The sequence below is a fragment of the Bacillus cereus group sp. N12 genome (assembly GCF_016483575.1).
GTDB classification, from domain to species: Bacteria; Bacillota; Bacilli; order Bacillales; family Bacillaceae_G; genus Bacillus_A; species Bacillus_A toyonensis.
Genome location: NZ_JAEHBO010000050.1, coordinates 1 through 24,713, shown reverse-complemented (window position 1 = coordinate 24,713; position 24,713 = coordinate 1). Strand labels below are relative to the sequence as shown.

The window sequence follows — 24,713 nt, the reverse complement described above, 5'->3', positions numbered from 1 at the left end:
GAAGTTTACCGTTCGTAGGTAAACTTCTTTTTTATTATTATACTTCTATTACTCTATTTATTTTTTGTAATGGTTTATAACCATGTGCTTCAAATGCTTTTGCAAATTCATTTGATACGGCATTTCCGTATAAATCTTTTGCAGCTTGTACGATGTGGGATTGGAGTGATTCAAAATCTTCAGCTGAAGTTGCGTAATTTTGCAATGTACGCATAACAACTTTACTTACTTTTTCGTTGCCTTGTTTTTGAACAGCAACATTGTTATATGTTTTACCTTCAGCTAATTGATATAATACGTGGCTGATGATACCAGAATTTACGTGAGACTCTTGATCATTTCCATCGTTATAAAAATCTTGTAAGTTTGTATATAATTTATGACCACCGTCACCAATTTCTCCCGGGATGTCACGGATTGTTAGGCCACCTAGTGTATCACCCATAATCCAGTTTCCCTTATCTTTCTTTACATAATATTCGATTTGCGTGCCCCAAAAATCTGCTAATCCCTCGTTTAACGCAGATGTTTCAGCGCTTGGATATCTCACAATTTTATTCTTTGTCGTACCGCTGAATACAGCATGTCCAAATTCATGGGCTGTTACATCAAGGGCTGAAGTGAGCTTTCCGTTTAAACCATCACCAAATACCATTTGATTCCAAGCAGGGTGCCAAAATGCATTTACATAATCTTCTTTTACACCATCACTAACTTCAGTAGAATCAAAACCGTGTACACTAGCAATAACTTTTGAATCTTTATTATCGTAACTTTTTAGATTATGCTCTTTTTTGAAGTAGTCATAAATATCACTCATATTCTTCATAGCACCCGCTGCTTCTTTATCTGCAAAGTTAGGAGTGCTACTTGAAACTAGTGTCCCTGGATAACCAGCTTGACTATATCCGCCGAGAGAGTCCGCATAGTTTGCATTATAAATATATATGCCAGTTCCGCGTGATAGATCAGCTAAATAAAATTTTCCGTCAGTCCCTTTGGCGATATTGAAAGAGATGCTTTCTTGAAGTGCATTTTTCCCGGTTCCTTGCTCACTTGCGAGGGATAGTCTAGGTGATGTTACTTGATTTATAGTTTTATTCTCTTTATTTTTAATGAATTTTTCTTGGAAGAGTACCTCGCCAGTTTTTAAATCAAGGATTGCATTACCGTTTATAATTTGTTCATTATTTTCGTAAGTAAAGGTAATAACAGTTGCAAATGTGTAATATCCATCTTTTTTCTTATAAACAACGGTTTCGTTGGAGAATTCTGTCTCAGTCGCATCGTTTGGAATTTGAAGTATATCGCGTAATTTAGATTTTACTTCATTTTTCGACAAAAAATTTGTTATAGTAAGATTAGGTTGTTGGTCTAAATTTTGGACAACTTTACCACTAACAGTTGTAATTACTCCATTTTTATCTACGTTTACAATAAGATCTTGGCCATATACTTTATATTTTTTGTAAGTTTGTGCAAGGCGAACTTCGGTTTGATTTTCTTTTGTTTCTTTATTTGTAGGTTGAAAATCAACATTTTTTTCAGTTGTAACTTGCTCTTGTTGAGCTTTAGCCCCGTTTACCTCACCTTTTAAATATTTTTTAGCAATATTCTCTTTCGTATCATTTTGAGGTTCTGTTAATTTTCCGATTGTTAAACCAGGCTGAGCAATTTCAACTTTCACTTCATTTTTGTTTAATTCTTGGGCATGAATAGCTTCTGTGGATAAAGGACAAAGGAGACCGAATGTAACGAATGCACTAGCAAGTTTTCTATAATTCATCTATAACACTCCTAATCTATTGTATGTGAGATGAATTGTATGAAACATTTGCCAGATTTTATATATATTATGCATTATTTCATATCAAAAATTGTCGAATTCACATTATTGTAGTGGTATGACAACTCAAAAAATTAGATTGTTATAATGGGATGGTGAGTAAGTATGCACGCAGAAAAATTAGGAATTGAAATTAAGAAAATTAGGGCGATGAGAGGATTAACACAAAAACAGTTATCCGAGAACATATGTCATCAATCAGAAGTGAGTAGAATTGAATCGGGTGCGGTATACCCAAGTATGGATATATTGCAAGGTATAGCAGCAAAATTACAAGTTCCCATTATTCATTTTTATGAGGTACTCATTTATTCTGATATTGAGAGGAATAAGCAGTTAAAAGATCGAATTATTATGCTTTGTAAGCAAAAAAAATATAAAGAAATTTATAATAGGGTATGGAATGAACTGAAAAAGGAAGAATATCATCCCGAGCTTCAGCAATTTCTTCAATGGCAATATCATGTAGCAGCTTACGTATTGAAAAAAATTGATTACGAATATTGTATTTTAGAATTAAAGAAATTGCTCAATCAACAATTGGCAGGAATAGATGTATATCAGAATCTTTATATTGAAAACGCAATTGCAAACATTTATGCTGAAAATGGCTATTTGAAGAAGGCTATTGAGTTATTTGAAAATATATTAAAACAGTTAGAGACATTGCATGATAATAAAGAATTTGATGTAAAGGTGAGACATAATCATGCAAAAGCATTATACTCAGATAATCAATACGAAGAAGCGCTTTGCCACGCAAATAAAGCTATTGAACTATCGTGTCAAATTAATAGTATGACATTGATTGGACAGCTATACTTTCGAAAAGGTGAATGCCTAGCAAAGCTAGGATGTGATAGAGCAGAAATTGAAGATGCTTACGAAAAAGCATGCTTCTTTTTTGATATGTTAGGAAACCATGCATTAAAAGAATCACTTATAAAAAAAATGAAAAAATAAAAAAGACCTAAAAAACAAATATGCATAATTGCATAAAATGTGGATAAATTTTCATGATATATTTAAAGAAAAAATGCAGGTGATGGAATATGAAGAAACTGCTTATTGGTAGTCTATTAACGTTAGCGATGGCATGGGGTATTTCATTAGGAGATATAGCATTAGAGGAAAGCCAAATAATTTCTCATAATGATCAAGAGGTACAATTAGCTCAAGAGGTACCTTATGAGTACTAAAAAACAACCGTCTTACTTAGGCGGTTGTTTTTTTATGGAGTAACATCCAAACGTCTTTACTAGAAACAGGTTTGCTAATAAAGAATCCTTGAATGTGGTCACAGTTTTGTTCATATAGAAATTTCCATTGTTCTTCTGTTTCTACACCTTCTGCAATAACTTCTAAATTTAATTCTTTTGATAGTGTAATAATGGAAGAGATAATTGCTTCCTCTAAAGGACTTGTTGTAATTCCACAAATAAATTCTCGAGCAATTTTTAATGTGTTGATTGGGTATTTTGTTAAATAAGCTAAAGAACTATAACCAGTTCCAAAGTCATCTATTGAAATTTGAATACCGAGATTTTGAAGCTGTTCTAGCTTTGCAATTACAGATTGATTTTGATTAATAGCGATACTTTCCGTAATTTCAATATCTAGTGCTTCTGGTTTTAACTGTGTTTCTTCTAACACTTTTGAAATAGTTGAGATTAAATTTGCATGGTTAAATTGAACAACAGATAAATTCACACCAACTTTTAAGTGGGAAAATCCTTGTTTATGCCACTTTCTTGCTTCCAAGCAAGCTGTGCGTAAAATCCAATTGCCTAGTTCAATAATAAAACCTGTTTCCTCTGCTAGAGGGATAAATTGGGCAGGAGATACGATGCCTAGTTTTGGATGCTTCCAACGAATTAACGCTTCAAAACCGATAATTTGTTTTGTTTTTGTGCTTACTTGTGGTTGGTATTCAAGGAAAAATTCATTTTGTTGTAATGCTTTTGAAAGTTCGCCTTCTAAGAATTGAATCTCATTTTGCGCAATACTTATTTCTTTTGAGAAGAAAACAAATCGATTTTTTCCATTTGCTTTCGCGCGATACATAGCCATATCAGCATTTTTCATTAATTCGGTTACATCATTTCCATAATCAGGATACATTGCGATGCCGATGCTTGGTGTAATAGATAGTTCTTCATCTTTAATGAAGAATGGCTTGTTTAAGATGGTTAAAATCTGTTCAGCTATAAAAGTAGCACTTTTTTCTGAGTACATATCTGGTAATAGGATTGTAAATTCATCTCCGCCTTGACGGGCAACGATATCCTTTGAACGCAAACATCCGCGTAATCTTTTTGCTACTTCAATTAATAATAAATCTCCGACATCATGACCGAGTCGATCGTTAATTTTTTTAAATCGATCTAAGTCGAGGAACATGACGGCAATATCATTTGCACTAATTTGAGCTGTATTTAAAATAGCCTTTAAATCTTTTTCGAATTTGCGGCGATTTGGTAATCCAGTAAGTGCATCATGAAAAGCCAAATGTTCTACTTGTTTTTGTTTTTCATATAAAGTTGTAATATCACGCGCTATCCCAAACATCCCAACAACTTCTTTATTTATAAAGGTAGGGATGAGTGTAATGTGAAGGTAATAGTAATAGCCTTCTTTTTCTTTCGTACGAACCTCTAAAGTTTGTGGCCTACCTTCTTTTGTTATTTGTAACGCCCTTTTTAGTAAATCATGATCTTTTGGATCAATAAAGTGCAGAAGGGAATAGCTTGCTACTTCACAATAGTAAGCAGTAAATAAGCTTTCACAAGCTGTATTAGATTGCTGAAAAATACCATGCATATTTAAAGAGAAAACGGCATCAGGATGATCTTCAAATAAAGATTTATAACGTTGTTCACTTTTTGATAACGCAGAAGCACCTTCTTCAACTTCACCCTCTAGTTGTGTAGTCAACTGTTCGTACGTATCAATTAATGCTTGATTATCTTTCCACATGTAAAGTTGTCGCAAGAATAACAAGATGAGTGATAATACGAGACCAATTAACATGAATTTATCGTCCCAAGGTTGAATGATAATAAAGGAAAAAGTAATGATTATACTAAAATAAGGTAATATAAAGCGTACATAATCAAATCGATAATATTTCGTTTTTGTTTCATGTTGTATTGGTTTATCTAAAATATATAGTATAGAAGATAAACCGATTAATAAAATTGAAGCGGTATGTATTAAATAAGAGACTTCAGAAGAAGTTTCCATTCCTTTGTTTAACTGGAACAGGTGTATATATCCATACACGAGTATGATAGTAAAGCCGATAATTAATGAGATTCTACTAGAAGAATATTGTTCTCTTCTATATAAGCTAATAACGGCATAAATTACTAATGATTGTGCAATAAAGTAGCTAATTAAAATCCACGTATCCGTTGTTAGCATGCGGAAACTTGAAATGTCCAAAATAAAGGTTAAGGTAAAATAAATATTCATAATAATGATAAAGATGCTATCGAATGAAAACTGTGCAAGGCCCCTAATAGAGTAATGTTTTATGAACTTTATAGCAAAGCCAGAAAAGAGCAAAACATATTGTATGATAAAAAAGGGTAATGCTCTATATGAGAATATAACTTGTTCATATATAGAAAGTGAATGAAGAAATAAAGTTATCTCCATAGTCAATCCACATAGGCAAGTGCACAGTATTAAAACCCAAAATAGTTTGTCACCGCGCTTCATCTTCTTAATTGCTTTATATAAGCAATTACAAGAAAAGAATGTAGCAAAACAAAATAAGAAGAGAATTCCAATTTCTTTTATATGTAAGTCCTTAGGAATAAGGAATATCCAAAGAGAAAATACAATTATATACATCATGACAAATTGTACATATTTTTTTTGATTAATCATATGATGACTCCGTTTCAATAAAGTTGAATCGCAGGATGAAAATGCTAATTTAAATAATATCATATAAAATAGGAACTTTTTTACTATAAGAATTACTTTTTGAAAAAAACAACGCAACATGACAATTTACCATTGTAATGTTGCGCCATTTATTCTTTTGATTCCTTTTATAGAAGAAAGCTCACTTATTAATTGTAACATTGCTAAATCTTTCTGTTTACTTTCAATCATAATATCAAAATTATAATTAATTTTTTTTGCAATGTGTAAAAAGGGCTTAATAAATTCTAAATTAATATAATCTGCATGAGCCCTAAATTCTTTTTCTGATTTAGGAGAGGAAATATGAACTTTAGGTGGGATATTTGTATGTGACCAAGTTTCAAAAATTGCAGGAAGTAATTCTTCTAGTGATTCTTCGCAAAGATTAGCCATGTGATGATGATAATCAAATACGAAAGGGATCTTTTCTTTTTGGCAAATTGATAAAGTTTCAGCAGTTGTATATGTTTTATCATCATTTTCTAGAGTCATTTGTTTTTTTATATGTGCAGGAAGTTTTTTTATGTTTTCATGGAAGCGTCCAACTGCTGCTTCTTTATTTCCGTAGGCACCACCTACATGAATGTTAATGTAAGAAGAATCTGCAATTCCTATCGCATGTAATACTTTATAATGATAGGTCATATCCGTAACTGCATTAGTTGTAATATGCGGCTTATCGCTTGTGAATAATGTAAATTGATTTGGGTGAAAACTTACTCGTAAATTGTGCTCTTGAATTAACGACCCTATTTTACGCCAAAGCGGCATGAATGCTCCAATATAATCAAATTCAACTTCAGGGTGTGTTGCAAGTGGAACGATGGAAGAAGAAAGACGATATAATGGGATTTCATGTGCGATATTGTAATGAAGGATACGTATTGTATGTTCTAAATTTTGCCTTGTAACATCGTATAGTTTATCCTCTCGCTCTTGTTTATTGAGTTTTTTAAAAGTTGTAAATGTCATCGTTTTAGCAGGAGAACAGTCCCACAATGCCATTGCATGTGAGACGTATCCAAACCGCATAATCATAAGGAATACACCTCTTTTATTCATCACCTTTCTTATAAGAAGAAAGCAAGTATCGTTCCTATCCATTCCTTTCCTCTATCTATAAGGGAAAGCGGGCTGACATCGTCATAGGAAAGTAATGACGCATTTTTTAAATCTTCATGGAATTTATTTTTTACCACCTGTATGAAGTGCCTATCATATAAGAGGCAGTTGATTTCATGGTTACTATATAAACTTCTCATATCAAAGTTTGCAGTTCCAACATCGCAAATATCATCGTCCACTATAATAACTTTAGCGTGAAAAAAACCTTGTTGAAATGCGTAAATATTGCAACCAGCCCGTATTAACTTTCGGCAGTACGGGAATTTCGCTTCTCGAACGAGGGCATGATCAGCCTTTTCTGGAACGAGAATTGTTATTTGGACCCCTCTTTCTCGTGCTTTTAATAGAGCGTTCATAATTTTTTTGCCAGGAATGAAATATGGTGTACCGATAAAAAGTTCCTTTTTCGCACTTTTAATTAAATGTAAAAAGGTATGTTGTAAATAGGCACCATCGGTTGGAATGAATTGATGTAGGATGGTACCAGGTTCCTGTTTCGGAAAATAAAGAGGAGCATCCAATAAATTTTGGTTCGTATCATCCAACCAGTCATGTAAAAATTGTTTTTGTAAATCTTGAACGCCTTCTCCTGTAAGACGTAAATGATAGTCTCGCCATAATCCTAATTGCTCATTATGTCCCAAATATTCCTCGCCGATATTAAATCCCCCAATATAACTAATTTTCCCGTCAATCACTGTAATTTTTCTATGATTGCGTTGATTGGCAGAAAAGAAAGGGAAAGGGAATCTGACTTTATGACAAAAAGAAAAAGAGACACCATGTTTTTGTAGGGAACGAATTGCTTCATTTGATAAATAATGGCTACCAAATCGATCAAGTAACAGTCTTACTTCAATGCCTTCTTTTGCCTTATCAATAAGTAACATTAAAAATTCACGACTGATCTTATCATTTTTTACAATGAAGAATAAAACGTGAATGTGGTGCTGGGCTTGTTTTATATCAGTAAATAAAGCATCGTATAAATCTTTCCCATATGTATAAAGGTGAAAATCACTTTGACGTAAAGGGAAAGTACGGGAACGCACACGTTTTAAATGAAGAAGTCTCCCATATGAAAGGTCAATTGTGATCCAAAGAGTAACGCATATGAATAAGAGAGAGAAATAGAACATGAGTGAAGTCCCTCCTTTGCATTCTTTTCACCTTCAGTGTGTTACAAATGATATGGGGAGTAAGAATGCTACCAAAAATTTAACTAGAAGATAGCACGGTTTGTTCATTAAAGTTTCACTTTATCCCGCTTCAACGGGCAGTAAGACAATCGCCTTAAAATCCGCTGAATACGAGGAAGCTAGGTTGAAATCAACTGCCCGTAAAAGCCCGATTGATTTAACTAATAATTAGTGGGGGATGGACAGTCCCCACTGACTAAAGTTTCACTTTATAGTTTCACCCAAATAAACAGGTTTATTAAAAAATATGTTGTTGTATAACAAAAAACTGTTGACTGAATGCTCACTCATTATATAATGAAGGTAGGGGATAAAATTCAGAAAATTATATGTTTTTGAAGATTCTAAAAAAGAAAGAAGGCTTACAAAGAGAGGGGTAGCATAAAAATGAATAGCTTACTGATCATGAATTGGCTGGCTGCCATTGCTGTTATTGCTTATGCGGGATATTTGTTTGTATATCTTATACGAACGAGAATGGCCTACATACAATTAGGAAAAAAGATTGAATTTGACCGTCGCTTCAAAGAACGTTGGGATCTTCTTAAGGTCAATGTTTTCGGTCAGAAAAAGCTGCTGAAAGATAAAAAGAGCGGCATTATTCACGTTATGTTTTTTTACGGATTTATTCTTGTCCAATTTGGAGCAATTGACTTCGTTTGGAAAGGACTCGCACCAGGATCGCATCTTCCACTTGGACCACTATACCCTGCATTTACATTCTTCCAGGAAATTGTCACACTCGTTATATTAATCGCAGTCTTTTGGGCTTTTCATAGACGTTATGTTGAGAAGCTAGTTCGTTTGAAACGTAATTTTAAATCAGGTCTTGTTCTTATCTTTATCGGTGGTTTAATGATTTCTGTACTACTTGGTAATGGGATGGGAATTATATGGCACGGCGAGGAACTTTCATGGAGTGAACCGATCGCTTCTGCAATCGCTTACGTTTTCTCGGGAATAAATGAAACCGTAGCCATTTCAGTGTTCTATTTTTCTTGGTGGGTGCATCTACTAATTTTGTTAACATTTTTAGTCTATGTTCCACAATCAAAACATGCACATTTAATTGCTGGACCAGCTAACGTTTTCTTCGGTCGTCTCTCAAATCCAGGGAAGCTTGAAAAGATTGATTTTGAAGATGAAACGCAAGAAACATTTGGTGTTGGTAAAATTGAAGACTTTAGACAAAATCAGCTTATTGATTTATACGCTTGCGTAGAGTGTGGGCGCTGTACAAATATGTGTCCGGCAACAGGAACAGGAAAAATGTTATCACCGATGGATTTAATTTTAAAACTTCGGGATCATTTAACTGATAAAGGAGCGGCGGTAACATCGAAAGCACCTTGGGTTCCAGTAGTTGCTTTTAATAATACACAAGGAAATCAATTAGCGATGATGGCGGCTGGAAAAGGGCAGCAAGAATCAGCAGCTACAGCGCTAGCTTACGATCCGAGTTTAATCGGAGATGTTATTACAGAAGAAGAAATTTGGGCTTGTACAACGTGCCGTAACTGTGAAGATCAGTGTCCGGTTATGAATGAGCATGTTGACAAAATTATTGATTTACGCCGCTATCTTGTTTTAACAGAAGGAAAGATGGATGCGGAAGCGCAGCGTGCGATGACGAATATCGAGCGTCAAGGGAATCCATGGGGTCTGAACCGTAAAGAGCGTGAAACATGGCGCCAAGGTGATGATGAAGTAACAGTTCCGACTGTAAAAGAAAAATCAAAAGCTGGCGAGGAGTTCGAATATTTATTCTGGGTAGGTTCGATGGGATCATATGACAATCGTAGTCAGAAGATTGCGATATCGTTTGCGAAGTTAATGAACGAAGCAGGCGTCTCATTCGCGATTCTTGGTAATAAAGAAAAGAACTCTGGAGATACACCGCGCCGCCTTGGAAATGAGTTCGTATTCCAAGAGATGGCAACAAAGAATATCGAAGAATTTGAAAAAGCAGGAGTGAAGAAAATCGTTACGATTGATCCTCATGCTTATAACACATTCAAAAATGAGTATCCAGACTTTGGCTTACAAGCAGAAGTCTATCATCATACAGAATTGTTAGCTCAGTGGGTGAAGGAAGGACTCTTAAAACCTGTTCACGCTATTGAGGAGACAGTTACGTACCATGATTCCTGTTATTTAGGACGATACAACGAAGTGTACGAAGCACCGCGCGATATTTTGAAAGCAATTCCTGGTGTGAATCTTGTAGAAATGGCACGTAACCGTGAAACAGGAATGTGCTGTGGCGCAGGTGGTGGCTTAATGTGGATGGAGGAGACAACGGGTTCTCGTATTAACGTTGCTCGTACAGAACAAGCACTAGCTGTGCAACCATCCATTATCGGTACAGGTTGTCCGTATTGCTTAACGATGATTAGTGATGGGACGAAAGCGAAGGAAGTAGAAGAGAAAGTTCAAACACTTGATGTAACAGAGATTTTAGAACGATCTGTTATCGGACAGAAGAAAGAAGCAATGTAGTTTGTAAGCATGTATACAACTTTAGAAAGAGGTGCAATTATTGCACCTCTTCTCAACGCAAGGATACCGAGCGAGCGCTCGGTACTAAAAAAGAAACGGGGGAAAGAAACATGAATAAGACAGTTATTTTAAGTGCTGCAAGAACACCGGTTGGAAAATTTGGAGGATCTTTAAAAGATGTGAAGGCAACAGAACTTGGAGGAATTGCAATTAAAGCAGCGCTTGAAAGAGCAGATGTTTCTGCTAGTGATGTTGAAGAAGTTATATTTGGAACGGTTATTCAAGGTGGACAGGGGCAAATTCCATCTCGTCAAGCTGCGAGAGCTGCTGGAATCCCTTGGGAAGTGCAGACGGAAACAGTAAATAAAGTTTGTGCATCGGGACTTCGTGCGGTTACGTTAGCAGATCAAATTATTCGTACTGGTGATCAATCACTTATTGTAGCTGGTGGAATGGAATCGATGAGTAACAGTCCTTACATTTTACGAGGTGCAAGATGGGGATACAGAATGGGTAACAACGAAGTTATCGATTTAAATGTTGCAGATGGTTTAACATGCGCATTTTCAGGCATACACATGGGCGTTTATGGCGGCGAAGTTGCGAAGGAAGACGGAATCTCTCGCGAAGCCCAAGATGAATGGGCATATCGTAGTCATCAGCGTGCGGTTTCAGCGCATAAAGAAGGGCGCTTTGAAGAGGAAATTGTACCAGTAACAATTCCGCAAAGAAAAGGCGATCCTATTGTTGTTGCTAAAGATGAGGCGCCGCGTGAAGATACAACAATTGAAAAGTTAGCGAAATTAAAACCTGTATTTGATAAGACATCGTCAGTAACAGCTGGTAACGCTCCAGGACTGAATGATGGCGGTGCTGCACTTGTATTAATGAGCGAGGACAGAGCGAAGCAAGAAGGAAGAAAGCCTTTGGCGACGATTTTAGCACATACGGCAATCGCGGTAGAATCAAAAGATTTCCCAAGAACGCCAGGTTATGCAATTAACGAATTATTGAAAAAGACCGGCAAGACAATTGAAGACATCGATTTATTCGAGATTAATGAAGCGTTTGCAGCAGTAGCAATTGCGAGTACAGAGATTGCAGGTATTGACCCAGAAAAATTGAATGTAAATGGCGGCGCGGTTGCAATGGGACACCCAATTGGAGCAAGCGGAGCGCGTATTATCGTTACACTTATCCATGCACTGAAGCAGCGCGGCGGCGGAATTGGAATTGCTTCGATTTGTAGCGGTGGCGGTCAAGGTGATGCAGTGATGATTGAGGTTCATTAATTTACGGCGAGAAAACGATTCATTTATTACAGACTTATATTAAGGGGGAAGAAAGAATGGGTGTACAAAAAATAGTTGTAATTGGTGCGGGACAAATGGGATCGGGAATTGCGCAAGTATGTGCAATGGCAGGATATGATGTGAAGATTCAAGATTTAAAACAAGAGCAATTAGATAGAGGGTTAGCTATCATTACGAAAAACTTAGTGCGTCAAGTAGAAAAAGGACGCATGAAGGAAGAAGAGAAAGAGGAAACGTTAAATCGTCTTACAGTAACGCTTGATTTAGATTGTGTGAAAGAAGCTGATCTTGTTATTGAAGCAGCTGTTGAGAAAATGGATATTAAAAAGAAAATATTTGCGAATTTAGATGAAATTGCTCCAGATCATACAATTTTAGCAACGAATACGTCATCTCTTCCAATTACTGAAATTGCAGCGGTAACGAAACGCCCAGAAAAAGTAATCGGTATGCACTTTATGAATCCAGTTCCCGTTATGAAGCTTGTTGAAATTATTCGTGGATTGGCTACAGATGATGCGGTATATGAAACGATTGAAGATATTACGAAGAAAATTGGGAAAGTACCAGTTGAAGTAAATGATTTCCCAGGGTTTGTATCGAACCGTATTTTATTACCGATGATTAACGAAGCAATCTATACGTTATATGAAGGTGTAGCGACGAAAGAAGCGATTGATGAAGTAATGAAACTTGGCATGAATCATCCGATGGGCCCTTTAACGCTCGCTGATTTTATCGGTTTAGATACGTGTTTATACATTATGGAAGTGTTGCATGAAGGATTAGGAGATAGTAAATATCGCCCATGTCCATTACTACGTAAGTACGTAAATGCAGGGTGGTTAGGGCGTAAAACGGGCCGTGGTTTCTACGTTTATGAGTAAATCCCTCCTTGTATAGAGTAGTGGTCTTACCAACTTGTTAAAAGATATATAGCAAATGGAGGCGGAGTATATGAACTTTCGTTTTAATGAAGAGCAACAGATGATGAGGAAAATGGTTCGGGATTTTGCACAGAAGGAAATAGCACCCTTTGTTCCTAGCATGGAACAAGGGGTGTTCCCGACAGAGATTTTGCAAAAGATGGGTGAGCTTGGATTAATGGGTATTCCAGCGCCTGCAAAATACGGCGGCGCAGAAATGGATTTTATTTCTTACATTTTAGCAATTGAGGAAATCTCAAAAGTAAGCGCAACGGTTGGTGTAATTTTAGCTGTACATACGTCAGTTGGAATGAACCCGATTTTATACTTTGGAACAGAAGAGCAGAAGCAGAAGTATGTTTCTAAGCTTGCGGCTGGTGAATATTTAGGTGCATTCGCCTTAACTGAGCCAAATGCTGGATCAGATGCAGGGAGTTTGAAATCACGAGCTGTCAAGAAAGGTGATAATTACATCATTAATGGATCGAAAGTATTTATTACAAATGGCGGCGAAGCAAGTACATACATCGTTTTCGCTTCTACAAATCCAGATGCAGGAAAAAGTGGTATTTCTGCATTTATTGTAGAGAAAGATACGCCAGGCTTAATTATCGGAAAAGATGAACATAAGATGGGACTTCTCGGTTCTCGTACAGTTCAACTTACGTTCGAAGATATGATAGTGCCGGCTGAGAATTTACTCGGTGAAGAGGGACAAGGATTCAAGGTAGCGATGGCGAATTTAGATGTTGGACGAATTGGAATCGGGGCGCAGGCGTTAGGGATCGCGGAAGCGGCGCTCGCATGTGCGATAGATTATGCAAAGGAACGAGAGCAATTCGGGAAGCCGATTGCGGCGCAGCAAGGGATTGGCTTCAAACTTGCAGATATGGCGACAAGTGTGGAGGCGGCGCGATTACTTGTATATAGGGCTGCATCGCTTAGAGCACAAGGATTACCATGCGGTAAAGAAGCGTCTATTGCGAAGTTATTTGCTTCTAAGACAGCAGTTGAAGTTGCAATTGAAGCGGTACAAGTATTTGGCGGTTACGGTTATACGAAAGATTATCCGGTAGAGAGATTTTTCCGTGATGCGAAGATTACGCAAATTTATGAAGGAACGAGTGAGATACAAAAACTTGTTATTAGCCGTGCTTTATAAAGGGAAGAGGGGGAGACGGAAATGCATTTTAAATTATCAGAAGAACATGAAATGATAAGAAAAATGGTTCGGGATTTTGCTAAGAACGAAGTAGCACCAACGGCAGCTGAGCGTGATGAGGAAGAGAGATTTGACCGCGAGCTATTTGATCATATGGCTGAGCTTGGTTTGACAGGTATTCCATGGCCTGAAGAGTATGGTGGAATTGGAAGCGATTACTTAGCGTACGTAATTGCGATCGAAGAATTATCACGCGTTTGTGCTTCTACAGGTGTAACGCTGTCCGCGCATACTTCACTTGCTGGGTGGCCGATTTTTAAATTCGGAACGGAGGAGCAAAAGCAAAAGTTTTTGCGACCGATGGCTGAAGGGAAGAAAATTGGTGCATACGGTTTAACAGAACCGAGTTCTGGATCAGATGCTGGTGGAATGAAGACAATCGCCAAAAGAGATGGAGACCATTACATATTAAATGGATCGAAAATTTTCATTACAAATGGCGGTATTGCTGACATTTATGTTGTTTTTGCGTTAACAGATCCTGAATCGAAGCAGCGCGGCACGAGCGCATTTATTGTGGAAAGCGACACGCTAGGATTTTCGATTGGGAAGAAGGAAAGTAAACTAGGGATTCGCTCTTCGCCAACGACTGAAATTATGTTTGAAGATTGCCGTATTCCTGTAGAAAATCTACTAGGAGAAGAAGGGCAAGGATTTAAGATTGCAATGCAAACGTTAGATGGCGGTCGTAACGGTATTGCTGCACAAGCAGTTGGTATTGCACAAGGGGCTTTAGATGCTTCTGTAGAATATGCAAGAGAGCGCCATCAATTTGGAAAGCCGATTGCGGCGCAGCAAGGGATTGGCTTTAAACTTGCGGATATGGCAACGGATGTAGAGGCTGCGCGCCTTTTAACATATCAAGCTGCGTGGCTTGAATCGGAAGGGCTTCCATATGGGAAAGAGTCAGCGATGTCAAAAGTATTTGCAGGTGATACAGCGATGAAGGTGACGACTGAAGCTGTGCAAGTATTTGGTGGTTACGGTTATACGAAAGATTATCCAGTAGAGCGTTATATGCGAGATGCAAAGATTACACAGATTTATGAAGGAACACAAGAAATTCAAAGGCTCGTAATTTCTCGTATGTTAACGAAGTAGGGGCAAAGGCGTAGGTATTTTCCTACGCTTTTTCCTTCCAAAAAATAATAGAGAGAGGTGAAGGGGATGGTTAAACATAATGTGCATGCGTCAGTAAAAGATGAAAAATTAGTTGCGTTAAGGCGTGAACAAATGATTAAAGGTGCGGTGCAACTGTTTAAGCAAAAAGGATTCCCGCGTACAACAACGAGAGAGATTGCAAAAGCGGCCGGATTTAGTATCGGAACACTATATGAATACATTCGTACGAAAGATGACGTGTTATATTTAGTTTGTGATAGTATTTATGAACATGTAAAAGAACGATTAGAGGAAGTAGTATGCACGGAGAAAGGAAGTATAGACAGTTTAAAAATAGCGATAACAAATTACTTTAAAGTGATGGACGAATTGCAAGAAGAAGTATTAATCATGTATCAAGAAGTACGGTTTTTACCGAAAGAATCACTCCCATACGTACTAGAGAAAGAGTTTCAAATGGTAGGAATGTTTGAGAATATTTTAGAACAATGTACAGAAAATGGAACATTTATATTAAATAAAAAAGAAATACAGCTTCTTGCACATAACATTTTCATACAAGGACAGATGTGGGGATTTAGACGTTGGGCGCTGCAAAAACTGTATACGCTCGAAGAATATACAGAAATGCAAATTAGGTATGTGTTGCAAGGGGCGCATATGCTTCCGAAGTAAGGAATGGAAAAATTATAATTTTATTACTATATAAAGTGAGGGTGTTCATCCAAAGCTGATTAGTAGCCTTCACAAATCAGGCGTTTACAGGTAGCGGGGCTTCCGCCTAACTTCTTTGCTCCAGCCGAATGTTGAGGCGGGAGTTTTACTGCTCGCAAATAGCGGGATAAAAGTTTCCCGTTTTTTTTGTAGCATATTTGTGCGACTTTTGTTTATAATGAATAGTATGGATTTTTTTAAGCAGACCGTTATATATAAGGTTATATTTGATGAAAGGAAGTGCCGCATAAGTGAATTTTAAGCAATATTCACCAGAAGAGCTAAAAGAATGTTCAATGATTGAAGTTGTACATAGCGTTTTAGGGGATAAAAGACAAGCAACGACATTCAACGAGTTGGTTAAAGAAATCGCTCAAGTGCTGGGACTATCTCAAGAGCAAGTTAATGCGAAACTCGCACAATTTTATACAGATTTAAACATCGATGGACGCTTCATTAATTTAGGAGAAAATCGTTGGGGACTACGTAGCTGGTACCCATATGAGCAAATCGATGAAGAAATTCTGCCTCAGCCAAAACCGAAGAAGAAACGTAAAGTTGAAGAGGACGGTTTTGACGACTACATGGAAGACGAAGATGACTTCGACGATGCAGACGGAAATGTAGAGGAAGAAGAAGTAGAAGATTTGGACAAGGTTCTTGAAGAAGAAGACGGAGATGACGATGATCTTGATGATTTAGATGAAGATGATGAAGATGACTTCGCTGAAGAAGAACTTGAGTATGATGAAACTGAAGAAGAAGAGGAAGAACTGTAGTTCTTGACTTTTCATTATCGTCCATGTAGAATCATTTTTGGGCTCTTTAAAAAAGGACGATAATACTTTTAAAGTGTAAATATAAAAGAAAATTGCTCCCTACTTGTTACTTTTTGTGATGAGGGGAGCAATTTTCTTTTTTGTTTTTTGTTTAGAATACAAAAAGAGTCTAACAATAAGATAGATACAGTGTTATCTACATACGTTGCGCTTTGCAACGGTGATTATATAACAACAAGGTAGAAGGGAGCTTTTTCATGACTAAGTATATTTTTGTAACAGGCGGTGTAGTATCGTCTTTAGGTAAAGGTATTACAGCAGCATCTCTTGGAAGACTTTTAAAAAATCGTGGTTTAAACGTAACGATTCAAAAGTTTGATCCGTACATTAACGTAGACCCAGGGACTATGAGCCCATACCAACACGGTGAGGTATTCGTAACAGATGATGGTGCAGAAACGGACTTAGACCTTGGTCACTATGAACGTTTTATCGACATCAACTTAAACAAATACAGCAACGTAACAACAGGTAAAATTTACTCTTCAGTTCTTCAAAAAGAGCGTCGTGGTGAATATCTAGGAGGAACAGTTCAAGTTATTCCTCACATTACTAACGAAATTAAAGAACGTGTATATCGTTCTGGTCGCGAAACAAATGCGGACGTTGTTATTACAGAAATCGGTGGAACTGTTGGTGATATCGAGTCTCTACCATTCTTAGAAGCAATCCGTCAAATTAAGAGCGACATCGGTCGTGACAATGTAATGTACATTCACTGTACGTTAATCCCGTACTTAAAAGCAGCGGGTGAAATGAAAACAAAACCAACGCAACATAGCGTTAAAGAGCTTCGTAGCTTAGGTATTCAACCAAATATTATCGTTGTTCGTACAGAACTGCCTGTTTCTCAAGATATGAAAGACAAGCTTGCATTATTCTGTGACATCGATACAAAAGCAGTTATCGAAGCACGCGATGCAGATACTTTATACGCGGTTCCATTATCTCTTCAAGAGCAAAACATGGACCAAATCGTTTGCGATCACTTAAAATTAGACAATCCAGCTGCAGATATGACAGAGTGGACTGCGCTAGTTGATAAAGTACGTAACCTTTCTAAGAAAACAAAAATCGCTCTTGTTGGTAAATACGTAGAGCTTCAAGATGCATATATTTCTGTTGTAGAAGCACTTCGTCATGCAGGTTATTCATTCGACACAGATGTAGAAGTGAAATGGGTAAACGCTGAGCACGTAACAGCAGAGAACGTAAAAGAATTAGTTGGTGACACAGATGGTATTCTTGTGCCAGGTGGTTTTGGAGATCGTGGTGTAGAAGGTAAAATCGTTGCAATTCAATATGCTCGTGAAAACAAAGTTCCATTCTTAGGAATTTGCTTAGGTATGCAACTTGCATCAATCGAATTTGCACGTAACGTATTAGGATTAGAAGGAGCTAACTCTTCTGAAATTAATCCTGACACACCTTATGCAATCATCGACTTATTACCAGAGCAAAAAGATGTAGAAGACTTAGGTGGTACACTTCGTCTTGGTCTATACCCATGTAAGCTTTCTGAAGAAACGAATGCTTATAGAGCTTACAGTGAGCCGGTTGTATATGAGCGTCATCGTCATCGTTATGAGTTCAACAATCAATTCCGTCCGGATATGGAAAAAGCAGGATTTGTATTCTCTGGTACAAGCCCAGACGGTCGCCTAGTTGAAATCATTGAATTAAAAGATCACCCTTGGTTCGTGGCAGCACAGTTCCACCCAGAACTTGTATCTCGTCCAAACCGTCCACAACCATTGTTCCATGATTTCGTAAGTGCTTCTATTACGAATAAAGAGAGCAAGTAATAAAAAAGCGCCTGAAATAGGGCGCTTTTTTTAATATTCGTTTAACATTTCATCAATTGTAAATTTCAATCCGTGATAAGCAAATAAGGCTATCATTAAACTTGGGAATCCGTAGCGATTACCTTCATCGTCTGGAATAAGACCTTTTAACAGTTTTGTATCAATATGTACATCTGTATATTGTTCCAGTGATTCAATACCTTCTTGAATAGCAGAGATTCCAACGATAGAGTGGCCTTCTTCTTGAAGTTTTTTTGCAATACTTACCGCTTCTTCATCTGTTGAAAAACGGCTAATAAGAAGTACACGGTCTGCAGAAGTTACTTCTGCTTCTTTATCATTTTCAAATAAACGTTTCGCTTGCTGCATTGGTTCAGCACCGAATAGTGCTTCAGCAACAACACCATCCATTTCATTTGTACCATGTAAATAAATGAAGCCATCGCCAACTAATGCTTGAGCAAGTAGACGAGCGCTATCTTCTATATTCATTTCCTCTTTTTGAGAAACTCTGGAGAAATAACCACTTAATTGAGTCGAAAAAATTTTTAACATAATGTTACTCCCTTCGTACGTGTTCGCCGGCTTTCATTATAGTGTATTTTTTTAGAAAGGTGAAATCGTAGGGTAGCATAACAAAAAAGGAAACGGTAAAATAAGAAAGAATAGGAAGGAATTTGCCAAAGAATAGCGAAAATAAATCGTTAAGATATAAGAAGCTTTAAATCTTGTATTTATACAGAAAGGTTGGGAGTTATGGAAGGGAAAATTTTAATCGTTGATGATCAATATGGCATTCGTGTGTTATTACATGAAGTGTTCCAAAAAGAAGGTTATCAGACGTTCCAAGCAGCGAATGGATTTCAAGCTTTAGATATCGTGAAAAAAGATAATCCAGATTTAGTTGTGTTAGATATGAAAATTCCAGGTATGGATGGTATAGAGATTTTAAAGCATGTAAAAGAAATTGATGAGAGTATTAAAGTAATTTTAATGACTGCTTATGGAGAGCTTGATATGATCCAAGAGGCAAAAGATTTAGGAGCTTTAATGCACTTTGCTAAACCATTTGATATTGATGAAATTCGTCAAGCGGTGAGAAATGAGCTTGCTGTAGAGGCGTAAAAAATGAATTTTTTATAAAAAATATGGAAAAAAGCGTTTACATGGACTATTGAGCAGGTGAATACAGTTGAGTTTTTGAGTACAAGTTGTTATCCTATTGAGTGTAGAAAAAAGTCCGGTATGTAAATATACATATTTTACCTTATTCTGGTCATACTACCAGCGATAAGAATTTATCGGATACAAAAAACGTTTTTTAGGAGGATTCACCATGCCTTTAGTTTCTATGAAAGAAATGCTAAACAAAGCACTAGAAGGAAAATACGCAGTTGGTCAATTCAACATGAACAACTTAGAGTGGACTCAAGCTATCTTAGCTGCTGCGGAAGAAGAAAAATCTCCTGTAATCCTAGGTGTATCTGAGGGTGCAGCTCGTCATATGACTGGTTTCAAAACAGTTGTAGCTATGGTTAAAGCTTTAATCGAAGAAATGAACATTACTGTTCCTGTAGCGATTCACCTTGACCATGGTTCAAGCTTCGAAAAATGTAAAGAAGCAATCGATGCAGGTTTCACATCTGTAATGATTGACGCTTCTCACCACCCATTCGAAGAAAACGTTGAAACTACTAAAAAAGTGGTAGAATACGCACACGCTCGTAACGTATCTGTTGAAGCTGAGCTTGGAACAGTTGGCGGACAAGAAGATGATATCATCGCTGAAGGCGTAATTTACGCTGATCCTGCAGAGTGTAAGCACCTTGTTGAAGCAACTGGCATCGACTGCCTAGCTCCAGCTTTAGGTTCTGTACACGGTCCTTACAAAGGTGAGCCTAACTTAGGATTCGCAGAAATGGAGCAAGTTCGCGACTTCACTGGCGTACCTTTAGTATTACACGGTGGTACTGGTATCCCAACTGCTGATATCGTAAAAGCTATTTCTTTAGGTACTTCAAAAATTAACGTAAACACTGAGAACCAAATTGAGTTTACAAAAGCTGTCCGTGAAGCATTAAACAAAGATCAAGAAGTTTACGATCCTCGTAAATATATTGGACCTGGCCGCGAAGCTATCAAAGCAACTGTTGCTGGTAAAATTCGCGAATTCGGTTCTAACGGTAAAGCGTAAGAATAAAATTCCGTTTTGGAAACCGTCTAGTCTTTTAGACGGTTTCCTTTCGTTGTATAATGAAAGCGTGAACAAGTCTAAAGATTTTTATCATTTCGTTTTTGAAATAGAAAATAATGTGCATAGTCCTATTAATAAATGTGATAACGTATCTAAATTGATAAATTTTGCTCGATGAATAGTTAATCTTTATCTATTCGGAATATAGGAGAAATGGAGATAATGGTTTCCTATTTATTGAGTTTTGGGATGGAAAGAGTGATTGAGATTGTTAAGGGGAATCTTCTAATTCTTTTTATAAAGAATTTAGAAGGTAAATACATTCACAAGAAGGGAGCTCAATATGGAAAAATTGCTAATTGAAGGCGGAAGAGCTTTAAATGGAACAATTCGAGTGAGTGGTGCGAAAAACAGCGCTGTTGCACTAATTCCAGCGACAATTTTAGCAGATACTCCAGTAACCATTGGTGGAGTTCCTAATATTTCGGACGTGAAAATGTTAGGAGACTTACTAGAGGAAATTGGAGGGAAAGTAACATATGGGCAGGAGGAAGAGATGGTAGTCGATCCTTCTAACATGGTTGCGATGCCTTTACCAAATGGAAAAGTGAAAAAGTTGCGTGCTTCTTATTATTTAATGGGTGCGATGCTTGGTCGTTTTAAAAAAGCTGTTATTGGGCTTCCAGGTGGATGTCATTTAGGACCGAGGCCGATTGATCAGCATATTAAGGGGTTTGAAGCGTTAGGTGCACATGTTACGAATGAACAAGGTGCTATCTATTTAAGAGCAGATGAATTGCGCGGGGCACGTATTTATTTAGACGTTGTTAGTGTAGGGGCTACGATTAATATTATGCTAGCAGCTGTCCGAGCGAAAGGTAGAACTGTTATTGAAAATGCAGCGAAAGAACCCGAGATTATTGATGTAGCTACATTGTTAACAAGCATGGGAGCACGCATTAAAGGTGCTGGTACAGATGTAATCCGAATTGATGGTGTGGACTCACTGCATGGTTGTCACCATACTATCATTCCAGATCGTATTGAGGCTGGTACGTATATGATTTTAGGAGCGGCATCAGGAGGAGAAGTAACAGTTGATAATGTTATTCCTCAGCATTTAGAGTCAGTTACTGCAAAGCTAAGAGAAGCTGGTGTTCAAGTTGAAACGAACGATGATCAAATTACAGTGAACGGTAATAGAAGGTTAAAAGTAGTTGATATAAAAACGCTTGTATATCCAGGTTTCGCAACAGATTTACAACAGCCGTTTACGACGCTTTTAACAAAGGCGCACGGGACGGGAGTTGTAACGGATACAATTTACGGCGCTCGTTTCAAACATATTGATGAATTACGTCGTATGAATGCACAAATTAAAGTAGAAGGTCGTTCGGCAATTGTAACTGGTCCTGTTTTATTACAAGGTGCAAAAGTAAAGGCGAGTGACTTACGAGCTGGGGCTTCGCTTGTTATTGCAGGATTAATGGCGGATGGAATTACAGAAGTAACCGGACTTGAGCATATTGATCGAGGTTATGAAAATATAGTAGACAAGCTTAAAGGGCTTGGTGCAAACATTTGGCGAGAACAAATGACAGAGCAAGAAATTGAAGAGATGAAGAACGCATAAGTGATACTTCCGCAAGTGGGGAGCGAAGTATCACTATTTGCGGAAGTACACTTTATAGAAAAATAAAGTTCACAAAATACGGCAGAAATATAAAGGCTTAAAGGAGAGGGATTATCGTGGAAAGAAGTTTATCTATGGAGTTAGTACGTGTAACAGAGGCTGCAGCATTATCATCAGCGCGTTGGATGGGACGCGGGAAAAAGGATGAAGCAGACGGTGCAGCAACGTCTGCTATGCGTGATGTATTTGATACAATTCCGATGAAAGGTACAGTTGTAATTGGTGAAGGTGAGATGGATGAAGCGCCAATGCTGTATATCGGAGAGAAATTAGGTACAGGGTATGGCCCGCGCGTAGACGTTGCAGTTGATCCTTTAGAAGGGACAAACATTGTAGCAGCTGGCGGATGGAATGCACTTGCCGTTATTGCAATTGCAGATCATGGTAATTTGTTACATGCTCCTGACATGTACATGGATAAAATCGCGGTTGGTCCAGAAGCAGTTGGAGCCGTTGATATTGATGCCCCTATTATTGATAACTTACGTGCAGTTGCGAAAGCAAAAAACAAGGATATTGAAGATGTTGTAGCAACAGTTTTAAACCGTCCACGTCATCAAGCAATTATCGAAGAAATTCGTAAAGCTGGTGCTCGTATTAAATTGATTAACGATGGAGATGTAGCTGGAGCAATCAATACAGCATTTGACCGTACAGGTGTAGATATTTTATTCGGTTCTGGTGGGGCTCCTGAAGGAGTATTAGCAGCTGTCGCATTAAAATGTTTAGGTGGAGAAATCCACGGAAAGCTTCTTCCTCAAAATGAAGCTGAATTAGCTCGTTGTAAAAAAATGGGTATTGAAGATATAAATCGTATCCTTCGTATGGAAGACTTAGTAAAGGGTGACGATGCAATCTTTGCAGCAACAGGTGTAACAGACGGAGAATTGTTACGAGGCGTTCAATTTAAAGGTAGCGTTGGAACAACACAATCTCTTGTTATGCGTGCAAAATCAGGTACAGTACGTTTCGTAGACGGACGCCATAGTTTAAATAAAAAACCGAACTTGGTTATTAAATAAAAAGTGCAAGCGGCTCGTTCAGAATGGAAGAAGCAAAGCTACCGACCATTCTAGTTGTTAAAACTAGATTAAATAATAAGCGAAGACAAATTTTCTTGTCTTCGCTTATTGTATTTGTGTCCCAACGTATTGATTAAAACTAGATAAAAGGGTTACAATAGTGAATATTACCCTACTTGAACTTATTGCCTTTCATTATTAATTATTTGCCTTCCGTATTTTTTCCCTTTACCCATGTGAAAAGAGAATAACGTTAAAGTGTGGTGTCTGAATGAATTTGTCAATTGCAGCATTAGAAAACATGAAATTAAAAGAGTTATACGAGCTTGCGAAAGAATTTAAGATTTCGTATTATAGCAAATTAACGAAAAAAGAATTAATCTTCGCCATTTTAAAAGCTCGAGCAGAAAAAGAAGGTTTCTTTTTCATGGAAGGCGTATTAGAAATTATTCAATCAGAAGGATTTGGATTCCTACGTCCTATCAACTATTCTCCAAGCTCAGAAGATATTTATATCTCAGCTTCGCAAATTCGTCGTTTCGATTTACGTAATGGAGATAAGGTTTCTGGTAAAGTACGACCTCCGAAAGAAAATGAACGCTATTTTGGATTATTACAAGTTGAAGCTGTAAACGGAGATGATCCAGAGTCAGCAAAAGAGCGTGTGCATTTCCCTGCATTAACACCATTATACCCAGATCGCCAAATGAAATTGGAAACGGAACCGAAAAAGTTACCGACACGCATCATGGATTTAATCGCACCAGTTGGATTTGGACAACGTGGTTTAATTGTTGCGCCTCCAAAGGCGGGTAAAACAAGTCTATTAAAAGAAATTGCACACAGCGTTACAACAAATCATCCAGAAGCAGAATTAATTGTGCTTCTAATTGATGAGCGTCCAGAGGAAGTAACAGACATTGAACGTTCTGTTAAGGGCGATGTTGTAAGTTCTACTTTTGATGAAGTACCAGAAAATCATATTAAAGTAGCTGAACTTGTGTTAGAACGTGCAATGCGTCTTGTAGAGCACAAAAAAGACGTTATCATTTTAATGGATAGTATTACCCGTTTAGCGCGAGCTTACAACCTCGTTATTCCGCCAAGTGGTAGAACATTATCGGGTGGTATCGACCCAGCGGCTTTCCATAGACCGAAGCGTTTCTTTGGGGCTGCGCGTAATATTGAAGAGGGCGGTAGCTTAACGATTTTAGCAACAGCGCTCGTTGATACAGGGTCTCGTATGGACGATGTAATT

The 24,713-nt window shown here is 37.5% G+C and carries 19 protein-coding genes and 1 pseudogene; 15 read left to right on the top strand and 5 right to left on the bottom strand.

Annotation, left to right across the window (positions count from 1 at the left end):
• Nucleotides 1–37 precede the first annotated feature (37 nt).
• Entirely contained in the window at nucleotides 38–1,786 is a 1,749-nt protein-coding gene (locus tag JDS92_RS20140) for a M4 family metallopeptidase (protein WP_199632421.1), read from the bottom strand.
• 165 nt (nucleotides 1,787–1,951) lie between these two features.
• On the opposite strand from JDS92_RS20140, the gene JDS92_RS20135 reads away from it, so the two are divergent.
• The gene (locus JDS92_RS20135) at nucleotides 1,952–2,809 is read left to right on the top strand and encodes a helix-turn-helix domain-containing protein (RefSeq protein ID WP_097958203.1); all 858 of its coding nucleotides are present in this window, start codon (nucleotides 1,952–1,954) and stop codon (nucleotides 2,807–2,809) included.
• Nucleotides 2,810–2,898: 89 nt separating this feature from the next.
• Nucleotides 2,899–3,045 carry a quorum-sensing peptide PapR gene (gene papR, locus JDS92_RS20130; RefSeq protein WP_087971147.1) on the top strand — a complete coding sequence of 49 codons (147 nt, stop codon included), beginning with the start codon at nucleotides 2,899–2,901 and terminating at the stop codon, nucleotides 3,043–3,045.
• 16 nt (nucleotides 3,046–3,061) lie between these two features.
• Here the strand turns inward: papR and JDS92_RS20125 are convergent, their stop codons facing one another.
• From JDS92_RS20125 to cls, 3 genes are all read right to left on the bottom strand, one after another.
• The gene (locus JDS92_RS20125) at nucleotides 3,062–5,740 is read right to left on the bottom strand and encodes a DUF4084 domain-containing protein (RefSeq protein ID WP_199632420.1); all 2,679 of its coding nucleotides are present in this window, start codon (nucleotides 5,738–5,740) and stop codon (nucleotides 3,062–3,064) included.
• Between the two features lie 126 nt (nucleotides 5,741–5,866).
• Nucleotides 5,867–6,820 (bottom strand): UV DNA damage repair endonuclease UvsE, encoded by a 954-nt coding sequence (uvsE, locus tag JDS92_RS20120; RefSeq protein WP_140154198.1) that lies wholly within the window; start codon nucleotides 6,818–6,820, stop codon nucleotides 5,867–5,869.
• Nucleotides 6,821–6,852: 32 nt separating this feature from the next.
• The gene (gene cls / locus JDS92_RS20115) at nucleotides 6,853–8,046 is read right to left on the bottom strand and encodes a cardiolipin synthase (RefSeq protein WP_199632419.1); all 1,194 of its coding nucleotides are present in this window, start codon (nucleotides 8,044–8,046) and stop codon (nucleotides 6,853–6,855) included.
• Between the two features lie 447 nt (nucleotides 8,047–8,493).
• Here cls and JDS92_RS20110 point away from each other — a divergent pair, with 447 nt between their 5' ends.
• The 8 genes and pseudogenes from JDS92_RS20110 to pyrG all read left to right on the top strand — a co-directional run bounded on the left by JDS92_RS20110 (nucleotide 8,494) and on the right by pyrG (nucleotide 18,546).
• Nucleotides 8,494–10,605, top strand: a complete 2,112-nt coding sequence (locus JDS92_RS20110; RefSeq protein ID WP_087950828.1) for a (Fe-S)-binding protein — start codon at nucleotides 8,494–8,496, stop codon at nucleotides 10,603–10,605.
• Nucleotides 10,606–10,614: 9 nt separating this feature from the next.
• Nucleotides 10,615–11,897 (top strand): annotated as a pseudogene (locus JDS92_RS20105) (acetyl-CoA C-acetyltransferase).
• 56 nt (nucleotides 11,898–11,953) lie between these two features.
• Nucleotides 11,954–12,805: a 3-hydroxybutyryl-CoA dehydrogenase gene (locus tag JDS92_RS20100; protein WP_000538854.1), complete on the top strand. Its 852-nt coding sequence runs from the start codon at nucleotides 11,954–11,956 to the stop codon at nucleotides 12,803–12,805.
• A gap of 70 nt (nucleotides 12,806–12,875) precedes the next feature.
• Nucleotides 12,876–14,006 (top strand): acyl-CoA dehydrogenase, encoded by a 1,131-nt coding sequence (locus tag JDS92_RS20095; protein ID WP_001011192.1) that lies wholly within the window; start codon nucleotides 12,876–12,878, stop codon nucleotides 14,004–14,006.
• A gap of 21 nt (nucleotides 14,007–14,027) precedes the next feature.
• A complete protein-coding gene (acdA, locus tag JDS92_RS20090) occupies nucleotides 14,028–15,167 on the top strand; it encodes an acyl-CoA dehydrogenase AcdA (RefSeq protein WP_098836576.1) in 1,140 nt (379 codons plus the stop codon).
• A gap of 66 nt (nucleotides 15,168–15,233) precedes the next feature.
• Complete coding sequence (locus tag JDS92_RS20085; RefSeq protein WP_000238592.1) at nucleotides 15,234–15,863, top strand: TetR/AcrR family transcriptional regulator; 630 nt, start codon at nucleotides 15,234–15,236, stop codon at nucleotides 15,861–15,863.
• 290 nt (nucleotides 15,864–16,153) lie between these two features.
• Nucleotides 16,154–16,681: a DNA-directed RNA polymerase subunit delta gene (rpoE, locus tag JDS92_RS20080; protein ID WP_061529768.1), complete on the top strand. Its 528-nt coding sequence runs from the start codon at nucleotides 16,154–16,156 to the stop codon at nucleotides 16,679–16,681.
• 257 nt (nucleotides 16,682–16,938) lie between these two features.
• Nucleotides 16,939–18,546, top strand: a complete 1,608-nt coding sequence (gene pyrG, locus JDS92_RS20075; RefSeq protein ID WP_000170441.1) for a CTP synthase — start codon at nucleotides 16,939–16,941, stop codon at nucleotides 18,544–18,546.
• 30 nt (nucleotides 18,547–18,576) lie between these two features.
• Here pyrG and JDS92_RS20070 read toward each other — a convergent pair whose 3' ends face one another.
• On the bottom strand, nucleotides 18,577–19,101 hold the full coding sequence (locus JDS92_RS20070; RefSeq protein ID WP_000912396.1) for a DUF2529 domain-containing protein: 525 nt from the start codon (nucleotides 19,099–19,101) through the stop codon (nucleotides 18,577–18,579).
• 201 nt (nucleotides 19,102–19,302) lie between these two features.
• On the opposite strand from JDS92_RS20070, the gene spo0F reads away from it, so the two are divergent.
• From spo0F to rho, 5 genes are all read left to right on the top strand, one after another.
• The gene (gene spo0F, locus JDS92_RS20065; protein ID WP_000398594.1) at nucleotides 19,303–19,671 is read left to right on the top strand and encodes a sporulation initiation phosphotransferase Spo0F; all 369 of its coding nucleotides are present in this window, start codon (nucleotides 19,303–19,305) and stop codon (nucleotides 19,669–19,671) included.
• 211 nt (nucleotides 19,672–19,882) lie between these two features.
• Nucleotides 19,883–20,740: a class II fructose-bisphosphate aldolase gene (locus JDS92_RS20060; protein ID WP_001131849.1), complete on the top strand. Its 858-nt coding sequence runs from the start codon at nucleotides 19,883–19,885 to the stop codon at nucleotides 20,738–20,740.
• A gap of 343 nt (nucleotides 20,741–21,083) precedes the next feature.
• The gene (murA, locus tag JDS92_RS20055) at nucleotides 21,084–22,373 is read left to right on the top strand and encodes a UDP-N-acetylglucosamine 1-carboxyvinyltransferase (RefSeq protein WP_000413255.1); all 1,290 of its coding nucleotides are present in this window, start codon (nucleotides 21,084–21,086) and stop codon (nucleotides 22,371–22,373) included.
• Nucleotides 22,374–22,489: 116 nt separating this feature from the next.
• Nucleotides 22,490–23,455 carry a class II fructose-bisphosphatase gene (glpX, locus tag JDS92_RS20050; protein ID WP_000442336.1) on the top strand — a complete coding sequence of 322 codons (966 nt, stop codon included), beginning with the start codon at nucleotides 22,490–22,492 and terminating at the stop codon, nucleotides 23,453–23,455.
• 271 nt (nucleotides 23,456–23,726) lie between these two features.
• Nucleotides 23,727–24,713 (top strand): transcription termination factor Rho (gene rho, locus JDS92_RS20045; protein WP_199632418.1); only part of this gene is annotated, 987 nt, incomplete at its 3' end.

Coding starts and splice junctions, on each gene's coding strand:
- JDS92_RS20070 (WP_000912396.1), bottom strand. CDS start 19,101: ATGTTAAAAATTTTTTCGACTCAATTAAGTGGTTATTTCTCCAGAGTT.
- acdA (WP_098836576.1), top strand. CDS start 14,028: ATGCATTTTAAATTATCAGAAGAACATGAAATGATAAGAAAAATGGTT.
- papR (WP_087971147.1), top strand. CDS start 2,899: ATGAAGAAACTGCTTATTGGTAGTCTATTAACGTTAGCGATGGCATGG.
- JDS92_RS20135 (WP_097958203.1), top strand. CDS start 1,952: ATGCACGCAGAAAAATTAGGAATTGAAATTAAGAAAATTAGGGCGATG.
- JDS92_RS20100 (WP_000538854.1), top strand. CDS start 11,954: ATGGGTGTACAAAAAATAGTTGTAATTGGTGCGGGACAAATGGGATCG.
- spo0F (WP_000398594.1), top strand. CDS start 19,303: ATGGAAGGGAAAATTTTAATCGTTGATGATCAATATGGCATTCGTGTG.
- JDS92_RS20095 (WP_001011192.1), top strand. CDS start 12,876: ATGAACTTTCGTTTTAATGAAGAGCAACAGATGATGAGGAAAATGGTT.
- JDS92_RS20140 (WP_199632421.1), bottom strand. CDS start 1,786: ATGAATTATAGAAAACTTGCTAGTGCATTCGTTACATTCGGTCTCCTT.
- JDS92_RS20060 (WP_001131849.1), top strand. CDS start 19,883: ATGCCTTTAGTTTCTATGAAAGAAATGCTAAACAAAGCACTAGAAGGA.
- JDS92_RS20110 (WP_087950828.1), top strand. CDS start 8,494: ATGAATAGCTTACTGATCATGAATTGGCTGGCTGCCATTGCTGTTATT.
- murA (WP_000413255.1), top strand. CDS start 21,084: ATGGAAAAATTGCTAATTGAAGGCGGAAGAGCTTTAAATGGAACAATT.
- uvsE (WP_140154198.1), bottom strand. CDS start 6,820: ATGATTATGCGGTTTGGATACGTCTCACATGCAATGGCATTGTGGGAC.
- cls (WP_199632419.1), bottom strand. CDS start 8,046: ATGTTCTATTTCTCTCTCTTATTCATATGCGTTACTCTTTGGATCACA.
- JDS92_RS20125 (WP_199632420.1), bottom strand. CDS start 5,740: ATGATTAATCAAAAAAAATATGTACAATTTGTCATGATGTATATAATT.
- JDS92_RS20085 (WP_000238592.1), top strand. CDS start 15,234: ATGGTTAAACATAATGTGCATGCGTCAGTAAAAGATGAAAAATTAGTT.
- pyrG (WP_000170441.1), top strand. CDS start 16,939: ATGACTAAGTATATTTTTGTAACAGGCGGTGTAGTATCGTCTTTAGGT.